This is a genomic window from Streptomyces sp. NPDC048248 (assembly GCF_043201875.1).
GTDB lineage: Bacteria > Actinomycetota > Actinomycetes > Streptomycetales > Streptomycetaceae > Streptomyces.
Map to the genome: position 1 here is coordinate 351,786 of NZ_JBICZL010000010.1, position 22,119 is coordinate 373,904.

Genomic DNA, 22,119 nt, shown 5'->3' on the forward strand with positions numbered 1-22,119 from the left:
GGCGGGAGCGAAGGGGAGATTTCCAACGTAAGGGCGAACCGTCAGGAGTTCCTGTGCACGACGGGGACACCAAGCCCGCGCCCGCAGCAGGCGGGTACACCTCCGGCCGCCCTCGCACGGCCGAGTGCGACGAGCCGCTCTAGGCTGACATTCGACCGCTGACGACCAGCTCCATCGAGATGTCGGAGGGCGAAGCACATGGCTGTGAGGCACCAGCTGATCAAGAGGGCTCCGGACGCGGTTTGGGCGATCCTCGCTGACGGCTCCCGCTACGCGGACTGGGTCGTCGGGACGGACGACTCGTGGCCCGACGAGGGCCTCTGGCCCGCGGTCGGCTCCACCATCGGATACACCGTCCGCATCGGGCCGTGGCCGCTGACCGGCCACACCATCGTCCGTCGCTGCGACCCGCCCCGGGAGCTGGAGCTGGAGGTCGACAGCGGCCCGCTGGGCACCGCCCGGATCGCCATCGACGTCCGTCCATGGGGCGAGCACAGCCTCGTCATCGTCGACGAGCATCCCCTGACCGGGCCCGGCGGGGTGCTGCACAACGCGGTTCTGGACGCCTTCCTTCAGCTCCGCCACCGCAGCATGCTGAGCCGGCTCGCCACGGTGGTCGAGAACTATCCGCGGGACCTCAGCGACATGCACTGAGCGGGCGGGGCCGGCCTCGCGACGCCACGGACCGCCGTAGCCACGGTGAACAGGAGACAGCGATGCCCGACGCGGTGGTCATCGGCGCCGGCCCCAACGGCTTGGTCGCCGCGAACCTGCTGGCGGACGACGGGTGGACGGTCGAAGTTCTGGAGGCCCAGCCGGAGCCGGGCGGCGCGGTCCGCAGCGACCGCGGGGTCCACCCCGACTACGTCAACGACCTGTGCAGCTCGTTCTATCCGCTGGCCGCCGCCTCACCGGTGCTGAGCGCGCTCCGCCTCGAAGAGGAAGGGCTCCGCTGGAGCCACGCTCCCCGGGTCCTCGCCCACCCCTTGCGGGACGGCCGGTGTGCGCTGCTGGAGCGGCGCGTGGAGGACACCGCGCGGGCCCTGGACGGCTTCGCCGCCGGTGACGGCGCGGCATGGCGCGATTTGTGCGACGTCTGGGACCGCGTCGGACACGACCTCATCAGCGCCCTGTTCACGCCTTTTCCTCCGGTGCGCGCCGGTGCGCGGCTCCTGGCCCGGCTGCGCGGGGCGGGAGGGCTCCGCCTGGCGCGGACGATGTTGCTGCCGGTACGGCGCCTGGGCGAGGAAGAATTCCGCGGCGAGGCGGGCCGGCTGCTGCTCGCCGGCAACGCCCTGCACGCCGACCTCGCCCCGGAGGCCGCGGGCAGCGGCGGGTTCGGCTGGCTGATGTCCATGCTCGGCCAGTCCGTCGGCTTTCCCGTCCCGGCCGGGGGCGCCCGAGCCCTCACCGACGCCTTGGTACGCCGGCTGGAGCGGCGCGGCGGCGCGGTGCGGTGCAACGAACGAGTCGTCGAGGTCGTGGTGCGTGGCGGCCGTGCGGTGGCGGTGCGCACGGCCGGCGGCGAGACGGTCCCGGCGGGCCGGGCCGTCCTGGCGGACGTCTCTGTACCGGCGCTGTACGGCGAACTGGTCGACGCGCGGTACGTTCCCGGCCGGGCTCTCGCCGATCTGCGTCGCTTCCAGTGGGACTTCGCCACCTTCAAGGTCGACTGGGCCCTGGACGGCAAGGTGCCCTGGACAGCCGGGGAGGCGGCCACCGCCGGCACTGTGCACCTGGCCGACGGGGTCGACGGCCTGACCCGGTTCGCCGCCCAGCTCTACACGGGACAGGTGCCGGACCGGCCCTTCGCGCTGTTCGGGCAGATGACCACCGCCGACCCCACGCGCTCGCCGGCCGGCACGGAATCCGCCTGGGCCTACACCCACGTTCCGCACCGGGTCCGCGGCGACGCGGGCGCCGACGGCCTGACGGGGGAGTGGCACGACGGTGAGCAGGAGGCCATGGCCGACCGCATGGAGAATCAGGTCGAGCGCTATGCCCCCGGATTCCGCTCCCGGATCCGTGCCCGCCGGATCCTCGCGCCACCCACCCTGGAAGCCATGAACGCCAACCTGCACGGCGGGGCGATCAACGGCGGCACCACCGCGATCCACCAGCAACTCGTCTTCCGCCCGACCCCCGGGACCGGGCGCCCGGAGACCCCCGTCAAAGGGTTGTACCTGGCCTCGGCGGGGGCCCACCCGGGCGGCGGGGTGCACGGCGCGCCCGGCGCGAACGCCGCCCACGCGGCCCTGCGCACCTGGTCGGCGAGCGGAGTGCTCAGCCGTACCCAGCGCGTACTCGCCCGCCGTGACCGCCGGGGGTTCCGAACGGACGGGTCATGATACTTCGCGGTGCACGTCCGTGGGGCGCCTCGGAATAACTCATCGAGATTGAGCGGCGGACCGTCGGGTACTTGAGCAGCCCGGACGGGACGAAGGAGATTTGGTGAGTAAGAAGAACATCTTTGTGATCGGCCTGGACGAGTCGAACCTGCCCACCCTGAACGATGTGCCCGGCGCGCAGGACTACCGCTTTCATCGTCTTCTGACGATCGAGGAGCTTCAGGTCGGCGAGGTGTCCGTAGCGGATCTCCTGAAGAAGGCACAGTCCCAGCTGGATGCGTTCGACGGGTCCATCGACGCGATCGTGGGCTACTGGGACTTCCCGGTGAGTACCCTCATTCCGATGCTGAGCGAGCGCTACGGCACCACCAGCACCAGCCTGGAATCGGTCGTCAAGTGCGAGCACAAGTACTGGAGCCGGCTGGAGCAGCAGAAGGTCATCGACGAGCATCCGCGCTTCGGACGGGTCGACCTGCATGCCGAGGAACCCGAGCCGCCCGAAGGGGTGCGCTTCCCGATGTGGCTCAAGCCGGCCCTGTCGTACTCCTCGGAGCTCGCCTTCGGCGTGAAGAACGAGGAGGAGTTCCGCGAGGCGGTGGCCGAGATCCGTGCCGGTATCAGCCGTGTCGGCCGACCCTTCGATTACATCCTCGAGCAGCTGAAGCTGCCGGAGGAAATGGCGGGCATCGGCGGTGAGGTGTGCCTCGCGGAGGAGGCGCTGTCCGGCATCCAGGTCGCGGTGGAGGGTTACGTCCACAACGGCGAGGTCACCGTCTACGGCGCCCTGGACTCCATCAACTATCCCGACAGCTCTTCCTTCATGCGCCACCAGTACCCGTCCTCCCTGCCCGAGCCCGTGGTGCGGCGGCTGAAGGACGTCTCGAAGCGTGTGATGCGGCAGATCGGCATGGACTCGGCGACGTTCAGCATCGAGTACTTCTACGACCCGCGGACCGACGAGATCAATCTGCTGGAGATCAACCCCCGGCACTCGCAGTCGCACGCCGAACTGTTCGAGTACGTCGACGGCGTACCGAACCACCACTGCATGGTGAGTCTCGCCCTCGGCGACGACCCCAGCCTGCCGGACCGTGCGGGCCCCTACCGGGCGGCCGCGAAGTGGTACCACCGGTGGTTCGCCGACGGCGTGGTGCACGGTGTGCCCGACGCCCTGGAGATCGAGCGGATCGAACGCGAGATACCCGGCGTGCGCGTCGAGGTGGTGCCGCAGGAGGGGCAGCGGCTGTCGGAGCTGTCCGGGCAGGACAGCTACAGCTACGAGCTGGCCCACATCTTCACCGGCGGGGACAGTGAGGAGGACCTGCGGGCGAAGTTCGACCGTTGCGTGGCCGCCCTGAACCTCAGCTTCGACCAGACCTCGCCCGGCGGACGGGACGAGAAGAATTCCTGACCCAGCCCCCCCGGGGCCGCGGCGCGCCGCGGCCCCGGGTACCCGCCGAGCCGCGGCACACGAAAGGAGCACACCGCCCGCATGCGCTGCGTGAGCAACTTGCCCTACGCGACGAAGGAAGAGGACCACGTCGCAATCCCCATGTCCGACGGCACCCTGCTGTCGGCGCGCATCTGGCGTCCGACAGCCTCGGACGGAGAGCCCGTGCCTGCGGTCCTGGAGTACATCCCCTACCGCAAGCGGGACCTGACCTCCGTCCGTGACTCGATCCACCACCCCTACATCGCCGGACACGGTTACGCCTGCGTACGCGTCGACGTCCGCGGCACCGGCGAGTCGGAAGGCGTGCTGCGCGACGAGTACCTGGAGCAGGAACAGAGCGACGCGGAGGAAGTCCTCGCCTGGCTCGCCGAGCAGCCGTGGTGCGACGGCAACACCGGAATGATGGGCATTTCCTGGGGAGCCTTCTCGGCCCTTCAGGTCGCCGCCCGCCGACCGCAGAGCCTGCGCGCGATCGTCATCGCCTCCTTCACCGATGACCGGTACGCCGACGACATGCACTACATGGGCGGCACGCTGCTCACCGACAACCTGGCCGAGGCGGGCACCATGTTCGCCTACTCCACGCTGCCGCCGGACCCCGCCGTGGTCGGCGACAGGTGGCGCGACATGTGGCACGAGCGGCTGGAGAACACCGCTCCCTGGGTCCTGGAGTGGCTGCGCCACCAGCGCCGTGACGATTACTGGCGGCACGCCTCGGTCTGCGAGAACTACCAGGACGTGGCCTGTCCCGTTCTGGCCTCCAGCGGCTGGGCGGACGGCTACTCCAACGCCGTGACGCGACTGCTGGCTCACCTGGATGTACCACGCAAGGGTCTGATCGGCCCCTGGTCGCACAAGTTCCCGCACCTCGGGGAGCCGGGCCCCGCCATCGGCTACCTGCAGGAGGTCGTGCGCTGGTGGGACCACTGGCTCAAGGGCGTCGACAACGACGCCATGGACGGGCCGATGCTCCGGACCTGGATGCAGGACAGCGTGCCGCCCTCCACCGCCTACGAGGAGCGGCCCGGCCGCTGGGTCGGCGAGATGGAATGGCCTTCGCCGCAGATCAGGCCGGTCTCCTATCCGCTCATGCGGCACCGCATCGTCGGCCCTGGTGAGAAGGCGCCGGACCCGGCCGGGGACGACAACCCGATGACGGTTCAATCTCCGCTGTCCGTCGGCCAGTTCGCCGGCAAGTGGGCGTCGTACAACGCGCCGCCCGACCTGCCGTACGACCAGCGGGAGGAGGACGGCGGGTCGCTCGTGTTCGACACCGAGCCGCTCACCGAACGGCTGGAGGTGCTTGGCACCCCGACCGTCGAACTGGAGCTGTCGGCCGACGAACCGGTCGCCATGGTGGCCGCCCGGCTCTCCGACGTGGCCCCGGACGGCAGCGCCACCCGCATCAGCTACGGACTGCTGAACCTCACCCGGCGCGAGGGCGCGGACGATCCCGACCCACTGGAGCCCGGACGGCGCTACCGGGCCACCGTCCAGCTCAACGGCCTGGCGCAGTCCTTCCCGCCCGGCCACCGCATCCGTCTCTCCCTGTCCACGTCGTACTGGCCGCTGGCCTGGCCGCCGCCGAAGCCGGTCCGGCTGAGCGTGTACGAGGGCTCCAGCAGTCTCTCCCTGCCGGTGCGCCCGGCGGATGCGCCCGACAACCTGCCGCCGCGCCCGTTCGACGAGCCCGAGGGCGCCCCGGCCATCGAGACCTCCCAGTTGACGCCGGTCGAGGAACGCTGGGACGTCAAGCGTGACCTGATCGGCTACAACGCCGAGTTGGAGATCGTCAAGGACCGAGGGACGGCCCGCTTCGAGGACATCGGACTCGATGTCGGACGGCGTGCCTACGAGAGGTACACCTCCGTCGCGGACGACTTCACCTCCGTCGCAGGCGAGTCCACCTGGACCATGCGGTTCACGCGCGACGACTGGGACGTGAAGGTGGTGACCCACACCGAGTTGCGCTGCAGCGAGACCGAATTCCTCGTGCACGCCACGCTGGACGGCTACGAGAACGACCGGCGGGTGTTCTCCAGGGACTGGAACGAGAAGGTGCCGCGGGACTCCCTGTAGGCAGTCTTCGGGCCGCCCTCACCGGCGCGGGAGCGCCATCGCGCGGAGCCGGGGCCGGGCGCGGTACAGCCGCCGTCCGGCCCCGGCTCCGCCGTGCTCCCCTTCACTTGCCCGGCGTCAGGCCCGCCAGTTCGGCGGCGTGCGTGAGCAGCTCGACGAGCATGGCGGAGGTGAGCCGCCCGGTGAAGGTGTTGCGTTGGCTGGGGTGGTAGCTCCCCAGGACCCGCAGTTCCTCGTGTCCATCGGCGGCGGGCAGCACCAGCTCCGCGCCGTGGCCGAACGCCGGCCGGGGCCGGGGGATCGTCAGGCCCGCCTCCGCGAGGACGGGCAGCAGTGCCTGCCAGCCGAAGGCACCCAGGGCGACGATCACGCGCAGATGCGGCCGCAGCAGCGCGAGTTCAGCCGCCAGCCAGGGGCGGCAGGTGTTCCGCTCCGAAGGGGTCGGCTTGTTCTCCGGCGGCGCGCAGTGCACCGGGGCGGTGACCCGTACGCCGTACAGCTCCAGGCCGTCGCCCCGGTGTGTGGCGGTGGGCTGGGAAGCCAAACCGACCTCGTGCAGCGCAGCGAACAGGAAGTCGCCGGAGGCGTCCCCGGTGAACATGCGCCCGGTGCGGTTGCCGCCGTGCGCGGCGGGCGCAAGGCCGACAACGGCCAGTGACGCGTCCGGCGGTCCGAAGCCGGGCACCGGCTTCGCCCAGTAGTCCCAGTCGCGGAACGCCGCGCGCCGGTTCGCGGCGACCTCCTCCCGCCAGTCCACCAGCCGTGGGCAGGCCCGGCAACGGGCAACCTGCGCGTCGAGCTCGGCCAGCCCACCGCAGCGCGCCGCGTGGTAGGCCGGAAAGCCGGCATCGCTGCTGGGCGGCGGTGGACCTGCCGCTGCGGTCTCGTCCATTCCTCCACGCTAGGCGGTGTCCGGGTCACCGAGCGTCCCGGTGCGGGCACGGGATGCGGTGCCGGTGTGGCCCCTTGACCATGGGAGGCGTACCGGGGCCGGGCCCGTGGGCGGGGAAAGGCCGCGGGAGGCGGCACCGCAGGGTGAGGAAAGGCAGGTGGGCGGCGGATGGACGAGATGGTCGGCGGCTCAGGGACGACGGTGGACGGCCGTCGCACCGCGCACGTCTCCCGAGACCGCCGACGCCGGCGGGCGAGGTCCACGCCTGGGAACAGGGCAGGAACCAGACCGTGTGCGGCCTGGCCCTCAGCCGTTCGCAGCTGCTCCGCTTCCCGCACATCGCCTGGCCCGAGACCTTCCCGGAGTCGGGCGGGGCGGCGGACCGGGTCCAGCGTGTGTGCCCGCGCTGCGCGTCGGTCGCCGGGCGCAGGGGAGGCGACGCCCGCCCCGGCTGGACGCGGACGAACCCGCGCCCTTGAGGCGTAGTGCGCGGCAGGGCCGCATGGCCCCCCTGGTTCGGGACCGAAGTCCCGGGTGGAGCGTCGCCCCGCGGGCACATCGAGGGTGACGCCAGGAAAGGTCTCCGCTCTGATGCCCACGCCCACGACAGTCTCCGACGCGACGGTACGCCCCTTGGCCATGCGGCTCCCCCAGGACGAGAGCGCTCCGGCGCTGGCCAGGGAGGCGCTTGTGGAGGTTGTTGATCCCCGGTCGCTCCTGTTCGACCCGGGACGCCTGTGCCTCACCGAGGTCGTCACCAATGCTCTCCGGCACACCGACACCACGGGGCTCAGGCTGATGCTCATCGCCGACGACTCCGGCCACCTCTTCGCCGCTGTGGGTGATACCTCAGCCGCCCTGCCCATGAGCAGGGACACCGGGGGCGACCCGCTGCCGGACGAAGGTCGGGGAACCGAGGTCCTGGGCGCCCTCGCGGACTCCTGGGGCTACGACCGCACGCGCTCGGGAAAGTGGGTGTGGTTCCGGCTGCACGGCCGCTCCACCGACCAGGAATCGTGATCGTCTCGACGCTGAGGCCCATTCGCGTCATCGCCGTTCGGTGACCTTGATCCGCTACCCCTGCGCCCGCCCGTGCCACGTACTGTCGCCTGGTGCGATTGCTCCTCATCTCCGACACTCATCTGCCCAAGCGCGCCAAAGCGCTGCCGTCGCCACTTCTCGACGAGGTGCCGCGCGCCGACGTCGTCGTGCACGCGGGGGACTGGGTGGACACCGCCACCCTGGACCTGCTGGAGGACCGCGCCCGGCGGCTGATCGGGGTGTACGGCAACAACGACGGGCCCGAGCTCCGGGCGCGGCTGCCCGAGGTGGCGTACGCGGAACTGGACGGCGTACGGCTCGGCGTGGTGCATGAGACCGGCCCGGCCCAGGGGCGCGAACGAAGGTGCGCGGACCGGTACCCCGACCTGGACGTGCTGGTGTTCGGGCACAGCCACATCCCGTGGGACTCCACCGCCGACGAGCGGCTGCGCCTGCTGAACCCCGGGTCACCGACGGACCGCAGACGACAGCCGTACTGCACCTATATGACGGCGCGCGTGGCGAAGGGCCGGCTCACCGAGGTGGAGCTGCACCGGTTGCCCCACCGGCGGTGACCGAGGCGCACGGCGGGCCCGGACACCGCTCCCGTCACGTGGTCGCGGTGGGCGCGGTGCTCCCGGCGCCGCTTCCGTCCTCTTCCCTGCCGGTGTGGAACGTCAGCTGATCGTCCTTCGTCTCCACGCGCACCCGGTCGCCCGCCGACAGCGCGCCGTCGAGCAGCAGCCGGGACAGCGGATTGTCGATCTCACGCTGGATGGTGCGCCGCAGCGGACGGGCGCCGTACTCCGGCTGATAGCCGTGCTTGGTGAGCCAGTCCACGGCCTCCGGCGTGAACTCGATGGTGATGTCCTGCGCGTGCAGCCTGCGGCGGTTGCCCTCCAGCAGGAGGTCGGTGATCCGGCGCAGCTGGTCGTCGTCGAGCCGCCGGAAGACGATGATCTCGTCGAGCCGGTTGAGGAACTCCGGGCGGAAGTGTTCGCGCAGCGTCCCCAGCGCCCGCTCCCGGGCACCGTCGTCGGCGTCCGCCCCGGAGCCGGCCGTTCCGAAGCCCAGCATGCCGCGGCCGCCGCTGAGGGCGTCGGAGCCGAGGTTGCTCGTCATCACGATGACCGTGTTCTTGAAGTCGATCGTCCGGCCCTGCGCGTCGCTCAGATGCCCGTCGTCGAGCACCTGCAGAAGCATGTTGAAGACATCCGGGTGGGCCTTTTCCACCTCGTCGAGCAGCAGCAGCGAATACGGGTGGTGGCGCACGGCCTCGGTCAGCTGACCGGCGTCCTCATGGCCGACGTATCCGGGCGGCGCACCGACCAGCCTGCTGACGGTGTGCCGCTCCTGATACTCGCTCATGTCCAGCCGCACCATCCGGTCCTCGCTGCCGAACAGCGCCTCGGCGAGGGCGCGGGCCAGTTCGGTCTTGCCCACACCGGTCGGCCCGAGGAAGAGGAAGCTGCCGATCGGGCGGCTGGGGTCGGCGAGGCCCGCCCGCGAGCGCAACACGGCCTCGGAGACGGCAGTGACGGCGTCCTCCTGGCCGATCACCCGGGTGCGGAGTCGCTCCTCCAGGCCGAGCAGCCGGCTCTTCTCCTCCTCGGTCAGGCTGCTGACGGGGACACCGGTCTGCCGTGACACGATCTCGGCGACATTCTCCGCTGTGACCTCGACGATCCGGCCGTCGCCCGAGGTCTGGGCCGAGCTCTCGCTCGCACCCGCCTCGATCCGTGCGGTGATCTCGGCGATGCGGTCACGTAGCTCGGTGGCCCGCTCGTACTGCTCGGAGGCGACCGCCTGGTCCTTGTCCCTGACCAGTTGCTCGGCCTCGCGTTCGAGGTTGCGTGTGTCGCTGGTCTTCGTCCCCGACCGCAGCCGCACCCGGGCGCCCGCCTGGTCGATCAGGTCGATGGCCTTGTCGGGGAGGAAGCGGTGCGTGATGTAGCGGTCGGAGAGTTCGACGGCGGCAAGCAGCGCCTCGTCGGTATAGCGCACCTGGTGATGCGCCTCGTAGCGGTCCTGCAGCCCGCGCAGGATCTCGACCGTGTCGGCGACCGTGGGCTCCGGCACCAGGATGGGCTGGAAGCGGCGGGCGAGCGCCGCGTCCTTCTCGATGTGGCGCCGGAACTCCTCCAGCGTCGTGGCTCCGATGATGTGCAGCTCCCCGCGGGCGAGCGCGGGCTTGAGCATGTTGCTCGCCTCCAGGGAACCGCCCTCCGAGCCGCCACCGCCGGCCCCGACGACGGTGTGCAGCTCGTCGATGAAGACGATCAGCGAGTCGGAGTGCGCCCGTACCTCCTCGATGATGTTGTTCATCCGCTCCTCGAAGTCACCCCGGTAGCGGGTGCCCGCGACGACGCCGGTCAGATCCAGCGCGACGACCCGGCGTCCGGCCAGCTGGTCGGGTACGTCCCCGTCGGCCAGACGCTGCGCCAGGCCCTCGACGATCGCCGTCTTGCCGACGCCGGCGTCGCCGACCAGCACCGGGTTGTTCTTCCCGCGGCGGGAGAGCACCTCGATCGTCTGCTCGATCTGCTCGTCGCGGCCGATGACCGGGTCGATCCGGCCCGCCCGCGCCATGTCCGTCAGGTCGCGGCTGTACTTGTCGAGGGTGGGGGTGTCGTGGCTCGGCGCCGGCGGGTGCTCCGCACCGGCCGGCGGAGACCCGAATGCGGCCGGGGGGCCGGACTGCGGGTCGAAGTGGACGATGTTGAGGATGCGGCCCGCCGCCGAGTCCGGGTTGGACGCGAGCGCCCCGAGCACGTGCTCCGGACCGATGTACGAGGCCCCGGTGCCCAGTGCCAGGTCATGGGCGCCCAGCAGGGCGCGCTTGACGGCCGGGGTGACGGCGACACTCGTCTGATGCGGGCCGGTCCCGACCTTGCGGTCGATGTCGGCGGCCAGCGCGTCCGGGTCGACTCCCGACTGCTGCACCAGGCTGCGGGTCGGCTCCGTGGAGAGCGCCACCCGCAAAAGGTGCTCGGTGCCGAGTTCGGAGCTGCCGTGTTCCGCTGCGTAGGCGGCCGCCGCCGTGACCAGTTGCCGGGCCGGTCCGCTCATCAGCCGGGCGATGTCCGCCTGCCGCGGCATGGGGCGCCGTGCGTCCTTGGAGGAGTTCGCGGCACGGCCGAAGACGCGCGCGAGGAAGTCGTCGAACGGGTCCTGGCCGAAGCCCTCCGGACCCATGAAACCGTTGCTCATGTGTGTCCGTTCCGCTGTCACGACGGCGCCGCGACATGCTGCTCTGTCGGGTTGCTGTCGGGTCCTTGTGCCGCTGCCCTCGCGGGTGCCCAGGACGGGCGACGTCACACACGGCCGGCACGGGTAGCGGGGCCAGGGTTGTCCGTCAGTCGCTGTCCCCGGTGGGCACCACCGCGACGGGCGAAGCGGCGGTGTGCAGCGCCGCCGCACTCACCGACCCCAGCATGAGCCTGCGCAGGCCGGTGCGCCCGTGCGAGCCGACGACCAGCAGAGCGGCCCGGCGCGAGGCCTCCGCCAGGATCGTCGCGGGGCGGACCCGCTCGACGCGCACCTCCACCGCGACCCGGGGGTAGCGCGCCCCTCGCTCGGCCGCCACCGCTTCCAGCTGACGCCGCGCAGCGTCGTCGAGGGCCTTGAAGTCCGGCGCCACCATGCCGGGGCCGGTGGGCATCTCGCCGAGGTGGAAGTTGGCGTGCAGCAGCTCAAGGCGCGCACCTCGCAGATCGGCCTCGGCGAACGCCAGGTCCAGCGCTTCCTCCGACACCTCGGAGATGTCCACGCCGACCACGACCCGGTTCTCCGGTGCGGTCGAGGTCTCGCCGGGGCGGACGACGATGACCGGGCAGGCGGCATGGGTGGCCACCTGCCAGCTCACCGAACCGAGCGGCAGCCGCGCGAACCCGCCGCTGCCGCGATGGCCGAGCACCAGCAGCGCCGCCTTTGAGGAGCGTTCCACCAGTACCGCGGCGGGCCGGCCGGGTACCACCTCCGCCGTCACCGGCACCTGGGGAAAGTCGAGCCGCACCATGGCGGTGAGGGGTTCGACGACCCCGGCGCCGAGCGCCGTCGCGGCGGTCCGGCGCTCCTGGGTGTCCCCCGCCTCGACCACGTGCAGGAGGCGCAGCGGCCTGTTGTGCAATGCGGCCTGTCGTGCCGCGTGCCGCACGATGGTGTGCTGGTCGCCGCCTTCCTCGACTCCCACCAGCACGGGGCGGTCGGTCGCGTTGGCGTCGTACATCGAGACTGCTCCTCTGCTCTTCGACTTCGCCGGCAAACCGTTCTCCGGTCGTCCCGACTACCCGTGCCCCGCGCTCTCACGCGCCGTGTGGGCCCGTCCCGCCCACCGAACGGCCTACTTTCGGCCAACGGTCGTCGAGGCTCTCCGGGCGCCTCAGGGCCCGTTCCGCGACGACGTCCCGCCGGCACGTGAGCGGGCTGCGGTTGCGACTTCGCCGCCCGCGTGCGAAGAGCCCCGCCGACCCCGATCCTGAAAGGGACGGGGGAGCCGCCGATGCGTCGAGGAGGCCACGCATGAGCATGGCGGACAGGCTCAAGAAGATGCTGGCGGGGGACGCCCGCCATGACTCCCACCCGGCCGAGCCCGCCGCTCGTGAGGAGTCACCGGCCGCCGAGCCGTCACCCAAGCGCACCGGCACGTCCGGCTGGGAGCGCAGGAGGCGGCTCAAGGAGGAATTCGAGCGTATGCACCGCCCGGATCCGCCGCCGCGGTAGCAAGTGGCCGCCGGGGCGTCACGTCGGCAGGCGAATGGCCGGTAGGGAGCCCCGACGGCCCGGGGGAGGCCCCTGGCGGAGCGGCGGGGACGGCGTACTCCGGCGGCGGTCGCGGAGCGTGACCGCTCGAGGTGCCGGGCCGGACGGGTGCTGATTCGCTGAGTGGCAGTTCCCCCTCTCGACGAACGAGCAAGGAGTGACCATGAGCCCCGCAGACGAAGCCATGGAACGCGCCCGGCAGATGCGTGACAAGGCCAAGGAGCTGAACGAGGCCGCCGAGCGCGCCGGCGACCCGCAGGAGCGGAAGCGGCTCCAGCAGAAGGCCGCCAGGCTGAAGCAACAGAGCGAGCAGGAGAGCAGCATGGGCAGCGGGGACATCTACCCCTCGCTGTGAGTTCAGCCGCGTGCAGAGCACCGGATTCGCCGGTGGTCTCCTTCGCCCTCGGAGCGGGAGGCCACCGGCGGCTGCGACGGCGCCTTCGGTACGCCGCACGGGCTCCGTATGCCCGAGGTCCGGCTATTCGGACCCGCTCAGGATGCGCGGTGCGAGAAGACGATCAGACTTGGAAATATGGCAGAGCAAACCCGAACGCGGACTCGGTCGACGTCGACGGCCGCCCGGAAACACAAGAAGCCGGCGAACGGCCCCGGAAGTGTGGCACGCGATGCCACAGAACTGCTGCAGAGCCTGATCAACCACCGGGTGGAGGGTGTTTCCGCTGTCCGCCGCACCGATGACGGGTGGTGCGTCGCGGTGGAGGTTCTCGAATTGGAACGCATTCCGGATACCACGAGCCTGCTCGCGAGCTACGACGTACTGCTCGACCAAGAGGGCCAGCTGTTGGAGTACTACCGGACCCGCCGTTATCGGCGAGGCGCGGCTGACGAGTGATCACCCCGATCCGACCGGCTGAGAGGACACCCAGATGACCACGACCACCTATTCCGGCTATGCGGGCGAGGTAGTCCCCTGTCCGCCGAGGGCGGGCACGTTGTACGACGTGCTGGAACTCATCCTGGACCGGGGCATGGTCATCGATGTGTTCATCCGGGTGTCCCTGGTGGGCATCGAGATTCTCAAGATCGACGCGCGCATCGTGGTCGCCAGCGTCGATACGTATCTGCGGTTCGCCGAGGCGTGCAACCGCCTGGATCTGGAGCGGGACTCGGGCAGCGTCACCGTTCCGGAACTGTTCAGCGGCCAGGCGGCGAAGAGCGTCGGAAAACGCAAGGTACAGAAGGCGGCCAAATCCGTCGGGGACACCGTCCGCACCGCCGTCGGAGGCGGCGACGACTCCGACGAGGACGACGAGGGCGATGAGCAGCCCCAGCGGCGCAGGCGTGCGCCCGCCAAGTCCGGAGCGGCCTCCCGCCGGCGCACGACAGAGGAGGACTGATCCGTGACGGACGCCGGCGCTTACGTCTACGGCACGGTCCGGGCCGACCACCCGGTGCCCACCGGTCTGCGCGGAGTGGGCAGCCCACCGGGTGCGGTGACGACCTGCACCGTGGGGCGGCTGACAGCCGTCATCAGCGCCGCCCCGCTCGACCTGCGGGCACGTCGCCGCGATCTGCTGGCGCACCAGGAACTGCTGCTACGGCTGGCCGAGGACGGGCCGGTTCTCCCGATGCGGTTCGGCATGGTCGCGGCGGACGAGTCCGCGGTACGCCGACAGTTGGCGGACGCGGAAGACAGCCATCTCGCGGTCCTGGAACGGCTTGCCGGTCGTGTGGAGATGAACGTCAAGGTGATGCCCGCCAACGACGCGCTCGCGGCCCTCGTCCGGGAGGACGCCACCGTCCGCGCACTGCGCGACGCGGTACGCCGCCGGCCGAGTTACCAGGCCAATATGCGCCTGGGCGAGGCCGTGGCGGGGGCGCTCACCCGCCGGGCCACCGAGGCCGGGCGCGAGGTGGTGAGCCACCTGGCTGCCTCGTCCCATGCGGTCTCCGCCGGGCCGGAGGTCGCCGGATGCGTGGTGAACACGTCGTTCCTGGTGGACCGCTGCGACAGCGCCGGCTTCCGCGCGGAAGTGGAGCGCCTCGCCGCGCACCACCGCAACAGGGCCGAACTGCGGGTGGCGGGCCCGCTGCCTTGCTACAGCTTCCTTGAGGCCGAGGTACCGGCCGGAAGTATCGGAGCGTGACATGGGATTGCTCAGCGGGATTCTCACTCTGCCGCTCGCTCCGGTACGGGGAGTGGTCTGGGTCGCCGACCAGATGGCGCTGGCGGCCGATCGCGAACTGCACGACCCCGCCGTCATCCGGAGCCGGCTCGCCGCGCTCAACCAGGAATACGAAGAAGGACACCTCAGCACGGAGGCGTTCGAACGCGAAGAGGATCGGCTGCTCGATCTCTTGCACGGGCGGCGATCGGTTGTCTGCCAATGAAGAGGTGACCTGCCCATGAATGACCGGACCAAGGTCCTGCTCGCTGCCGCCGTCGCGGGTGGCTACGTACTGGGCCGTACGAAGAAGGGCCGGCTCGCTCTCACTGCGGCGACCTATATCGCGGGGCGTCAAATGGGGCTCGAACCGCGTCAGCTCGTCGCGGAAGGAGTCCGCAGGATCAGTGAGATCCCACAGGTCGCCGAATTGAGCGACCAGGTGCGCGGGGAACTGCTGGATGCCGGCCGGGATGCCGTCTCCGCTGCCGCGAACCGCCGTCTCTCCTCCTTCGCCGATTCCCTCCACGACCGCACACTCCGCATCGGCGCGGCCGATGAGGAAGAACCGGAAGACGAGTACGAGGACGACTACGAGGACGAGGAGGAGCCGGAGGAGGAGTACGAGGAGGACGAGGAGGAGCCGGAGGACGAGGAGCCGCCGGAGGAGGAAGAGGGCGAGGAGCCGGAGGAAGAGGAGGAGCCGGAGGAAGAGGAGGAGCCGCGCGGCTCCGGTAAGAAGGAAGAGAAGAGAGGTGGCCGGAAGCCGGAGGCCAAGAAGTCCGCCGACTCCGGCGAGGACAAGAAGTCGACTCCAGCCAAGAAGACGGCCCAGAAGAAGTCGGCACCCGCGAAGAAGGCGGCGGCGAAGAAGTCCGCGCCCGCCAAGAAGTCCGCGCCGGCCAAGAAGACTGCGGCCAAGAAGACCGCCGCCAAGAAGGCACCGGCGAAGAAGACCGCGGCGAAGAAGTCCACCGCAGGGAAGAAGGCAGCCTCGTCGTCGAAGACGACAGCCAAGAAGACATCATCGCGCGCGGACCGCCGGAGGTAGCCGTCATGGCCAAGACGGGACGGGACAAGGACGCCGGAGACTCGGGAATGGACCGAGTGCGTTCGGAACTCGGGAACTATCTGAGTGCGAAGGTGGGGAACCTGGCCGAGAAGGCCGGCGGCAAGCTGACCGATGTGACCCAGCAGCTCGCCGAGGGCGGCGAGAGCGGCGGAATGCTGAAGATGGGATCCCGCCTCCTCAAAGGCGAGAATCCTGCCAAGGCGTTCATCGCCGAGAAGGCGAAGGGCGTCAAGGACAACGTCGTGGGGAAGGCGAAGGAAGCCCTCGGCGGTGGCGGCGGAAAGGGTCGCAAATCGGGGGACACGAAGGTCACCAACATCATCGAGGTCCTCGATATCGGCCTGCCCTTGCGCACGGTCTACGACCACTGGACCCGCTACGACAAGTTCAGCGGTTTCACCAAGGGCGTGCGCGATGTGTCGCAGAGCGACGAGGTGACGAGCGACTGGAAGGCCAAGGTCGGTCCCTCGACCCGCGGCTGGAAGGCGACCGTCCAGGAGCAGGTGCCCGACGAGCGCATCATCTGGACGTCCGAGGGGGCGAAGGGCACCACCCGAGGAGTGGTCAGTTTCCATGAACTGACGCCGGGTCTGACCCGCGTCGTCCTCGTCGTCGAGTACTACGCCTCGGGCTTCTTCGAGAAGACCGGAAACATCTGGCGCGCCCAGGGCCGCCGGCTGCGGCTCGACTTCAAACACTTCCAGCGCTACGTCACCCTGACCGACGAGGAGCCGGAGGGCTGGCGTGGTGAAATCCGCGACGGCGAGGTCGTGCGCACGCACGAAGAAGCTGTCGAGGAAGAAGATGCTGAGAAGGAAGAGGAAGAGGGCGAAGAGGGCGCCGAGGAGGACGAGGACGGCGAGTACGAGGACGAGGACGAGGCGGAGGACGGCGAAGCCGAGGACGAGTACGACGAGGACGAGGAAGCAGAGGACGGCGAGGAGGACGAGGACGAGTACCCCGAGGAGGACGAGGACGGCGACGGGGAAGAGGCCGACGAAGAGCGTGACGACGAAGAAGAGGAATGAGTGACCACGTGACCGATGTCGACTTCAGGCAGGCCGCCGCGCCCGCCAACGGTCCCAGTACCACCAACCTCGCCGAAATCCTCGAACGCGTCCTCGACAAGGGCATCGTCATCGCCGGGGACATCAAGATCGACCTCCTCGACATCGAACTCCTCACCATTCGGCTGCGTCTGTTCGTCTCCTCCGTGGAGACGGCCAGGAAGGCCGGCATCGACTGGTGGGAGACCGACCCGGCGCTCAGCTCCAAGGCGGCCCGCGACGAACTCCGGGAGGAGAACGAGCGCCTGCGCGAACGGGTGGAGGCGCTGGAGTCCGCCGACGAGGACGGCGCGTCCGCTCCCGCTCGCCGCAAGGACAAGGCCGGGGCATGACGACGCAGACCTCCTCCGGCGTCCGCGAGGAAGCCCCCGCCACCTACGTCTTCGCCGTGTGCCGCGGTGTCGATCCCGCCGTCTTCACCGGTCTGCCGGGCCTCGCCGCCGGCGAGCCCGTACGTGCGCTGCCGTTCGGACCGCTCACGGCGGTCGTCCAGCACGTCCCCGCCGACGCGTTCACCGAGGAGTCCTGGCAGCAGCGTCTGTCGGACCGCCAGGAGTTGGAGCGGTGCGCCCGCGCCCATCACGAGGTGGTGACCGCGGCTGCGGCCTGCGGGCCGACGGCGCCCCTGGCGCTGGCGACCCTGTACCGGGGGGACGAGCGGGCCCGGCAGGCTCTGGGCGAGGACGTGGAGCGATTCGCCGCATCGTTGGACCGCATCGAAGGCCATGTCGAGTGGGGCATCAAGGTCTACCTGCCAGCCGCTTCTCCTGCCACCACCGGCCCCGCCGCCCCCGAGCCGTCCGGAGGCGGCACCGCCGGCCCGCGGCGCGCCCGTGACGGCGTCGGAAGCGTCAATGCCGGTCGCGCCTATCTGGAGCGCAAGCGTGGGCTGCAACGAACTCGGGAGCAGCACCACGACCGCGCACTTCGGACCGCTGAGGATGTCGACGCCGCGCTGTCCCGGCTGGCGACCGCGGCCCGTCGGCTCCGCACGCACAGCCACGAGGTGACGGGGGAGAAGCACCGCCTGCAGGTTCTCAACGCCGCGTACCTGGTGGCGGCGGAGCGGGAGCAGGCCCTTGCCGGCATGGTGGCGGCCCTGCGCGAGCGGACCGGCGCGCAGATCGAGATGTCCGGGCCGTGGGCGCCGTACTCCTTCGCCGGGGAGGTGTGAGGCGGTGTCCGCGCATACGCCCGTTCCATGGGAGACACCGGAGCCGCTGTCCGGGCCGATCGGGGTCCCGCTGGTGGACCTGCTGGACCGTGTGCTCTCCACCGGCGTCGTCATCAGCGGCGATCTGGTCATCGCCATCGCGGACGTACCTCTGGTGCGTCTGTCGCTGCACGCGCTCCTCTCGTCGGTCAGCGAGCGGGTCCCCGCGCCCTGGTCGGACGGAGGGCCCCTGTGAGCGGGCGGCCCACGCCGGCGGAGAACAGATTCGACATCGACCGCGATCAAGTCGGCCGCGACCTGGTGGCCTTGGTACTGACGGTGGTCGAACTGCTGCGGCAGCTGATGGAGCGGCAGGCGATCCGCCGGGTGGAGCAGGGCGATCTGAGCGACGAGCAGGTGGACCGGATCGGCGAGACGCTCATGCTTCTCGACGAGCGGATGAACGAACTCTGCGACCAGCACGGCCTGCGCCTCGAAGACCTCAATCTCGACCTCGGGCCGCTGGGCTCGCTGCTGCCGCGGGACTGAAGCCGGTCCCCGCGCGTCGCCGGGGTGCTGTCCTCGCCCGAGGCGTGCGCTCTCGGCAGCGGAGCGTGGCCGCCGGTGGCTTCCCGCGCTCGTATCACCCTTTTGCCCTGTTTTCGAGCTCAGTGTGCGATTCTTATGAGTGGGCCGGACCACCGCGCCGACCGGAGGAGCGGGCCGGGGGCCGGGCGATGAGGAAGGACCACGCCATGAGTCGGAGCGAGAAGGCCCGGGCACGGGCCGAGGAGCTGAAGGGCACGCTCAAGAGGCATACGGGGCGTGCGGTGGGGAACGAAAGGATGGCCACCGAAGGCCAGGCCGAGCGGAGCATGGGCGCCGCCCGCCAGGCCAAGGAGAAGGTCAAGGACATGTTCAGGCACAAGGGCTGAACGAGGGTTGAGGGGAGAGGGAATTGAGGTTCCTTCTCCCTCCCGCCAGTGGGGGAGTGTCCGTTCCGCAGGCACGCCCCCTGGGCGAACCGCTCCGGCGGGGGCGTCGCGTCGGACCGTTCCGGACGATGAGGCGAACGCGGACGCCACCGGGAGGCCGCGCGCAGGGCGGTGAGGGCTCGAATGCCGGATCCGGAGCGCATACGGCACCTCCTCGGCGAGCACCCGGTGTCAGGCGTGGGCGTCCGCTCCGCTCCTTCAGGTGCGCCCGTACCTGCTGGTCTGGTCGGCGAAGGCCAGCGCCATCTCCGTCGTGACGGTGGGGCGGGTCCGGCGGATGGTGTGGAGGTAGTCGTCCGTGACCGGGCGGCAGCGGTTCCCCGTGTCCAGGGTGCGCTCGAAGGCGGTCTGTGCCACCGCCCGGGCCACCTGCGCGATGTCCGCCGGGGTGAACCCCTCGCTGGCCTCCGCGAGCACCGCGGTGTCGGCCTCGGCACCCGCCCTGGCCAGGTAGCTTGTCCACAGCGCGCCGCGCGCTTCGGCGTCGGGCGGGCCGACGGGCAGTACGTAGTCGAAGCGTCCGTGGCGCAAAAACGCCGGGTCCAGCGTGGACACGTTGTTGGTGGCGCAGATCAGCAGCCGGCCGTCGCGGTCGCGGAACCGCACGATCGACTTCAGGAGCTCGTTGACCACCCCGACGGACGCCGGGTCCGAGCCGCTGCGCAGACCGGCGACCTCCTCGACCTCATCGATGAAGACCAGCGCGTGATCGAGCTGTGCGATCTGGTCGAAGTGCCTGCTCAGCCCCGTTGCCAGCCCGTCCTCCAGCGCGAGCCGGGACGGGAGGAGTTCCACGAAGGGCCACCCGAGGCGGCTGGCGACCGCCGTGGCGAAGGTGCTCTTCCCGGTGCCCGGAGGCCCGAAGAGCACCACGGCCCGGGGCGGTTCGACACCGTGCTCCGCCGCCAGCTCCGGATGGGCGAGCGGAAGGACCAGACGGCGTTCGATGAGCTGCTTCTCCGCCGCCATCCCCGCCAACTGCCCCCACCCACCGGCGGGTGGTACCACCCCGCCCAAGGAGGCCAGGAGCGCGGAGTCCTGCGCGGTGACCACTTCGGTCTTCTCGAAGTAGGTGAGGCCGTCGAGGGGCCGGAAGCCGGAATGGTGCAACGCCGTCGAGCCGCATTCGCCCTCGGGGAGGACGGCGGCCAGCGTGCTCGCGCCGGCTGTCTGGAGACGGTGCTCCAGGGCCGACAGCATGGCGCTGCCCATACCCAGATTGCGCCACGACGGATGAATGCCGATCCGCAGGATCCACGCCCGGTCGCCCTCGACGCGGCCCACCGCGGCGCCCACCAGGCGACCGTCGGCCACGGCGACGATGGTGGGGTGGAGGCCCTGGAGCGCCGCGACGACATCCGACAGACGGAAGACGCCGCGCGGGTCGCGGTGAGCACTCTCGGAGTCGAGCCGGACGATCGCCTCCAGATCGTCCGGGGTGAAGTCACGTAGATGCCAGCCACCCATGCGCAGCCTCCAGTCCGGCGCTGCCTTACCCCTTCCATGATGCGGCCGGCCCCCGAGCCCGGCACCCGCGGCGGCAGGGCCCGCGGGCGGCCGTGTGGCCCGGCCCGCAAAGGACCACCGCAGGGGCCCGTAGGGCCGGCGGTGCCCACGCGAGCGTGCTGTGGACGAGACCATGCCGCCCCTGACTACCCTTGACCCGTGTTCACCGCCGAGGGACCCACCATCCGCGAACTGACCGTGCAGGCGCTCTCCTCCGTCCAGCACGGATACGACCTCCTGGCTCCCAAGTTCAACCACACCTCTTTCCGCACCCCCGACCGGATCCTGGACGCGGTGGCGGGAACCCTGCGCCGTCTGGGCCCCTTCGAGGCGGGACTCGACCTCTGCTGCGGCACCGGCGCGGGCCTGCGGGCGCTGCAACCGCTGTGCCGCAAGCGGGTCACCGGCGTCGACTTCAGCGCCGGAATGCTGGCCTCGGCCCGGGACGCCGTCGCCTCGACCGGGTCACCGGCGGTCGAGTGGGTACAGGCGGACGCCCGCGCCCTGCCGTTCACGTCGGCCTTCGATCTGGCCGTGAGCTTCGGCGCGTTCGGCCATTTCCTCCCGGCGGAACGCCCCCGGCTGTTCGCCGAGGTCAACCGGTCCCTGCGCCCCGGCGGCGTCTTCGCCTTCCCGGTCGGTGCGCCGCCCCCGTCCCGCTCGCCCCTCTACTGGACGCTCCTGGGCTTCGACACGGCGATGCGCGTACGCAACGCGCTGTGGCGCCCGCCGTTCGTCATGTACTACCGCACTTGGCCGCTGGGACCGGTGCGCGAGGACCTGCTCCGGGCCGGCTTCCGCGTGGAGTTGCTGCCGCTGGAGGAGTTGGGTCGTCGCGGCGACGGCAGCCCCAAATGCCGGCTGGTCGTGGCCAGGAAGGCATGAGGTAAGGGACGACGGAGGTGGCCGTTTCCCTCGCCGGCAGGTGCGGCCCGGCCTACCGGCGCCGCAGGACGCCCCGGATGAAGGCGGCCTGACCGGCGTGCTGCAGATCGTCGCCGATGACGCTGATGAGCCGGGCCCCGAGCGTGACCGGAGGCGTCCAGCCCCGGTCGATGATCTGTTCCAGGTCCTTGTCGGTGAGCGCGGCGACATACGCGACCGTGTTTTCGTGCACTTCCTGGTGGTAGTCGGTCAGCAGTTGTGCGCTCACCCGCACCGCTTCCACGTCCTCGGGCGAATGGCCGTAGCCGGTGGAGTCCGTGGCGAAGGGCAGGTCGAAGCGGTCGGACCACCCCTCGGCCACCCAGACCTGCTCGATGCCCGCCGCCGCGGCGATGTGGTCGTCCTGGATGCGGGTGAGATGCCAGACGAGCCAGCCGATCGAGTTGGCGCCCTCGTCGAGACGGGTGCTCAGCTCGTCGGTGTTCAATCCCCTGACCACGTCCTCCACGACCTCCCGGATCCGTCCGAAGGCATCGACGAGCAGGTCCGAGCTGGTGGTCATAACGGCTCCTCTACGGGCGACGGAGATGGGGCTCTCACGGGCGCGGGGCTTCGCGGCCGCCCGAGCGCGCGTCCCCGGGCGCCGGGCTCGTCCTCCGGATGGTCGTGCGGTCCCGGAGGGCGTGGCCGGAGCGGACCCGTCCGGGGGAACGCCGGCAGAGGCCGTCCGCCGGGGCGAGC

26 protein-coding genes are annotated in these 22,119 nt (G+C 70.7%); 21 read left to right on the top strand and 5 right to left on the bottom strand.

All coding sequences use genetic code 11. The annotated features are described in order from the left end of the window. The first annotated feature begins 198 nt into the window (after positions 1-198). From ACGFZW_RS23705 to ACGFZW_RS23720, 4 genes are all read left to right on the top strand, one after another. Positions 199-654: an SRPBCC family protein gene (locus ACGFZW_RS23705; protein ID WP_393895184.1), complete on the top strand. Its 456-nt coding sequence runs from the start codon at positions 199-201 to the stop codon at positions 652-654. A gap of 62 nt (positions 655-716) precedes the next feature. After that, positions 717-2,348, top strand: coding sequence for a phytoene desaturase family protein (locus ACGFZW_RS23710; protein WP_393895185.1), 1,632 nt, complete (start codon positions 717-719; stop codon positions 2,346-2,348). Between the two features lie 103 nt (positions 2,349-2,451). Next, positions 2,452-3,759, top strand: coding sequence for an ATP-grasp domain-containing protein (locus ACGFZW_RS23715; RefSeq protein WP_393895186.1), 1,308 nt, complete (start codon positions 2,452-2,454; stop codon positions 3,757-3,759). A gap of 81 nt (positions 3,760-3,840) precedes the next feature. Further along, positions 3,841-5,880, top strand: coding sequence for a CocE/NonD family hydrolase (locus tag ACGFZW_RS23720; RefSeq protein ID WP_393895187.1), 2,040 nt, complete (start codon positions 3,841-3,843; stop codon positions 5,878-5,880). 103 nt (positions 5,881-5,983) lie between these two features. On the opposite strand, the gene ACGFZW_RS23725 is transcribed toward ACGFZW_RS23720, so the two are convergent. Continuing rightward, positions 5,984-6,772, bottom strand: a complete 789-nt coding sequence (locus ACGFZW_RS23725; RefSeq protein WP_393895188.1) for a uracil-DNA glycosylase — start codon at positions 6,770-6,772, stop codon at positions 5,984-5,986. 80 nt (positions 6,773-6,852) lie between these two features. Between ACGFZW_RS23725 and ACGFZW_RS23730 the strand changes: the two genes are divergently transcribed. The 3 genes from ACGFZW_RS23730 (at position 6,853) to ACGFZW_RS23740 (ending at position 8,388) form a co-directional block, all read left to right on the top strand. Further along, positions 6,853-7,251, top strand: a complete 399-nt coding sequence (locus ACGFZW_RS23730) for a hypothetical protein (protein ID WP_393895289.1) — start codon at positions 6,853-6,855, stop codon at positions 7,249-7,251. 112 nt (positions 7,252-7,363) lie between these two features. Next, positions 7,364-7,792, top strand: a complete 429-nt coding sequence (locus ACGFZW_RS23735) for an ATP-binding protein (protein WP_393895189.1) — start codon at positions 7,364-7,366, stop codon at positions 7,790-7,792. 92 nt (positions 7,793-7,884) lie between these two features. Beyond that, on the top strand, positions 7,885-8,388 hold the full coding sequence (locus tag ACGFZW_RS23740; protein WP_393895190.1) for a metallophosphoesterase family protein: 504 nt from the start codon (positions 7,885-7,887) through the stop codon (positions 8,386-8,388). 34 nt (positions 8,389-8,422) lie between these two features. Here the strand turns inward: ACGFZW_RS23740 and ACGFZW_RS23745 are convergent, their stop codons facing one another. Beyond that, positions 8,423-11,023, bottom strand: a complete 2,601-nt coding sequence (locus ACGFZW_RS23745; protein ID WP_393895191.1) for an ATP-dependent Clp protease ATP-binding subunit — start codon at positions 11,021-11,023, stop codon at positions 8,423-8,425. A 145-nt stretch (positions 11,024-11,168) separates the two neighbouring features. After that, on the bottom strand, positions 11,169-12,041 hold the full coding sequence (locus ACGFZW_RS23750; protein ID WP_393895192.1) for a universal stress protein: 873 nt from the start codon (positions 12,039-12,041) through the stop codon (positions 11,169-11,171). 293 nt (positions 12,042-12,334) lie between these two features. Between ACGFZW_RS23750 and ACGFZW_RS23755 the strand changes: the two genes are divergently transcribed. The 13 genes from ACGFZW_RS23755 (at position 12,335) to ACGFZW_RS23815 (ending at position 18,927) form a co-directional block, all read left to right on the top strand. Then, positions 12,335-12,535 carry a hypothetical protein gene (locus tag ACGFZW_RS23755; RefSeq protein ID WP_393895193.1) on the top strand — a complete coding sequence of 67 codons (201 nt, stop codon included), beginning with the start codon at positions 12,335-12,337 and terminating at the stop codon, positions 12,533-12,535. A gap of 202 nt (positions 12,536-12,737) precedes the next feature. Then, a complete protein-coding gene (locus ACGFZW_RS23760) occupies positions 12,738-12,929 on the top strand; it encodes a DUF6381 family protein (protein WP_393895194.1) in 192 nt (63 codons plus the stop codon). A gap of 177 nt (positions 12,930-13,106) precedes the next feature. After that, positions 13,107-13,427, top strand: coding sequence for a gas vesicle protein (locus ACGFZW_RS23765; RefSeq protein ID WP_393895195.1), 321 nt, complete (start codon positions 13,107-13,109; stop codon positions 13,425-13,427). A 34-nt stretch (positions 13,428-13,461) separates the two neighbouring features. Continuing rightward, positions 13,462-13,932, top strand: a complete 471-nt coding sequence (gvpJ, locus tag ACGFZW_RS23770; RefSeq protein WP_393895196.1) for a gas vesicle protein GvpJ — start codon at positions 13,462-13,464, stop codon at positions 13,930-13,932. A 3-nt stretch (positions 13,933-13,935) separates the two neighbouring features. Then, a complete protein-coding gene (locus tag ACGFZW_RS23775) occupies positions 13,936-14,682 on the top strand; it encodes a GvpL/GvpF family gas vesicle protein (protein ID WP_393895197.1) in 747 nt (248 codons plus the stop codon). Between the two features lies 1 nt (position 14,683). Then, positions 14,684-14,926: a gas vesicle protein GvpG gene (locus ACGFZW_RS23780; RefSeq protein WP_393895198.1), complete on the top strand. Its 243-nt coding sequence runs from the start codon at positions 14,684-14,686 to the stop codon at positions 14,924-14,926. Between the two features lie 15 nt (positions 14,927-14,941). After that, positions 14,942-15,751: a histone protein gene (locus tag ACGFZW_RS23785; protein WP_393895199.1), complete on the top strand. Its 810-nt coding sequence runs from the start codon at positions 14,942-14,944 to the stop codon at positions 15,749-15,751. A gap of 5 nt (positions 15,752-15,756) precedes the next feature. Then, positions 15,757-16,800: an SRPBCC family protein gene (locus tag ACGFZW_RS23790; protein ID WP_393895200.1), complete on the top strand. Its 1,044-nt coding sequence runs from the start codon at positions 15,757-15,759 to the stop codon at positions 16,798-16,800. A gap of 8 nt (positions 16,801-16,808) precedes the next feature. Next, entirely contained in the window at positions 16,809-17,171 is a 363-nt protein-coding gene (locus ACGFZW_RS23795) for a gas vesicle protein (RefSeq protein ID WP_393895290.1), read from the top strand. Further along, on the top strand, positions 17,168-18,013 hold the full coding sequence (locus ACGFZW_RS23800; protein ID WP_393895201.1) for a GvpL/GvpF family gas vesicle protein: 846 nt from the start codon (positions 17,168-17,170) through the stop codon (positions 18,011-18,013). Before ACGFZW_RS23795 ends, ACGFZW_RS23800 begins: the two co-directional genes overlap by 4 nt. Before the next feature lie 4 nt (positions 18,014-18,017). Further along, positions 18,018-18,248 carry a gas vesicle protein gene (locus tag ACGFZW_RS23805; protein WP_393895202.1) on the top strand — a complete coding sequence of 77 codons (231 nt, stop codon included), beginning with the start codon at positions 18,018-18,020 and terminating at the stop codon, positions 18,246-18,248. Then, the gene (locus ACGFZW_RS23810; RefSeq protein WP_393895203.1) at positions 18,245-18,541 is read left to right on the top strand and encodes a gas vesicle protein K; all 297 of its coding nucleotides are present in this window, start codon (positions 18,245-18,247) and stop codon (positions 18,539-18,541) included. Before ACGFZW_RS23805 ends, ACGFZW_RS23810 begins: the two co-directional genes overlap by 4 nt. Before the next feature lie 206 nt (positions 18,542-18,747). Then, on the top strand, positions 18,748-18,927 hold the full coding sequence (locus ACGFZW_RS23815) for a CsbD family protein (RefSeq protein ID WP_393895204.1): 180 nt from the start codon (positions 18,748-18,750) through the stop codon (positions 18,925-18,927). Positions 18,928-19,185: 258 nt separating this feature from the next. On the opposite strand, the gene ACGFZW_RS23820 is transcribed toward ACGFZW_RS23815, so the two are convergent. Beyond that, complete coding sequence (locus tag ACGFZW_RS23820; RefSeq protein ID WP_393895205.1) at positions 19,186-20,454, bottom strand: ATP-binding protein; 1,269 nt, start codon at positions 20,452-20,454, stop codon at positions 19,186-19,188. A gap of 198 nt (positions 20,455-20,652) precedes the next feature. Between ACGFZW_RS23820 and ACGFZW_RS23825 the strand changes: the two genes are divergently transcribed. Next, a complete protein-coding gene (locus ACGFZW_RS23825) occupies positions 20,653-21,378 on the top strand; it encodes a class I SAM-dependent methyltransferase (RefSeq protein WP_393895206.1) in 726 nt (241 codons plus the stop codon). 52 nt (positions 21,379-21,430) lie between these two features. Here ACGFZW_RS23825 and ACGFZW_RS23830 read toward each other — a convergent pair whose 3' ends face one another. Next, entirely contained in the window at positions 21,431-21,940 is a 510-nt protein-coding gene (locus ACGFZW_RS23830) for a DinB family protein (protein WP_393895207.1), read from the bottom strand. Positions 21,941-22,119: the final 179 nt, after the last annotated feature.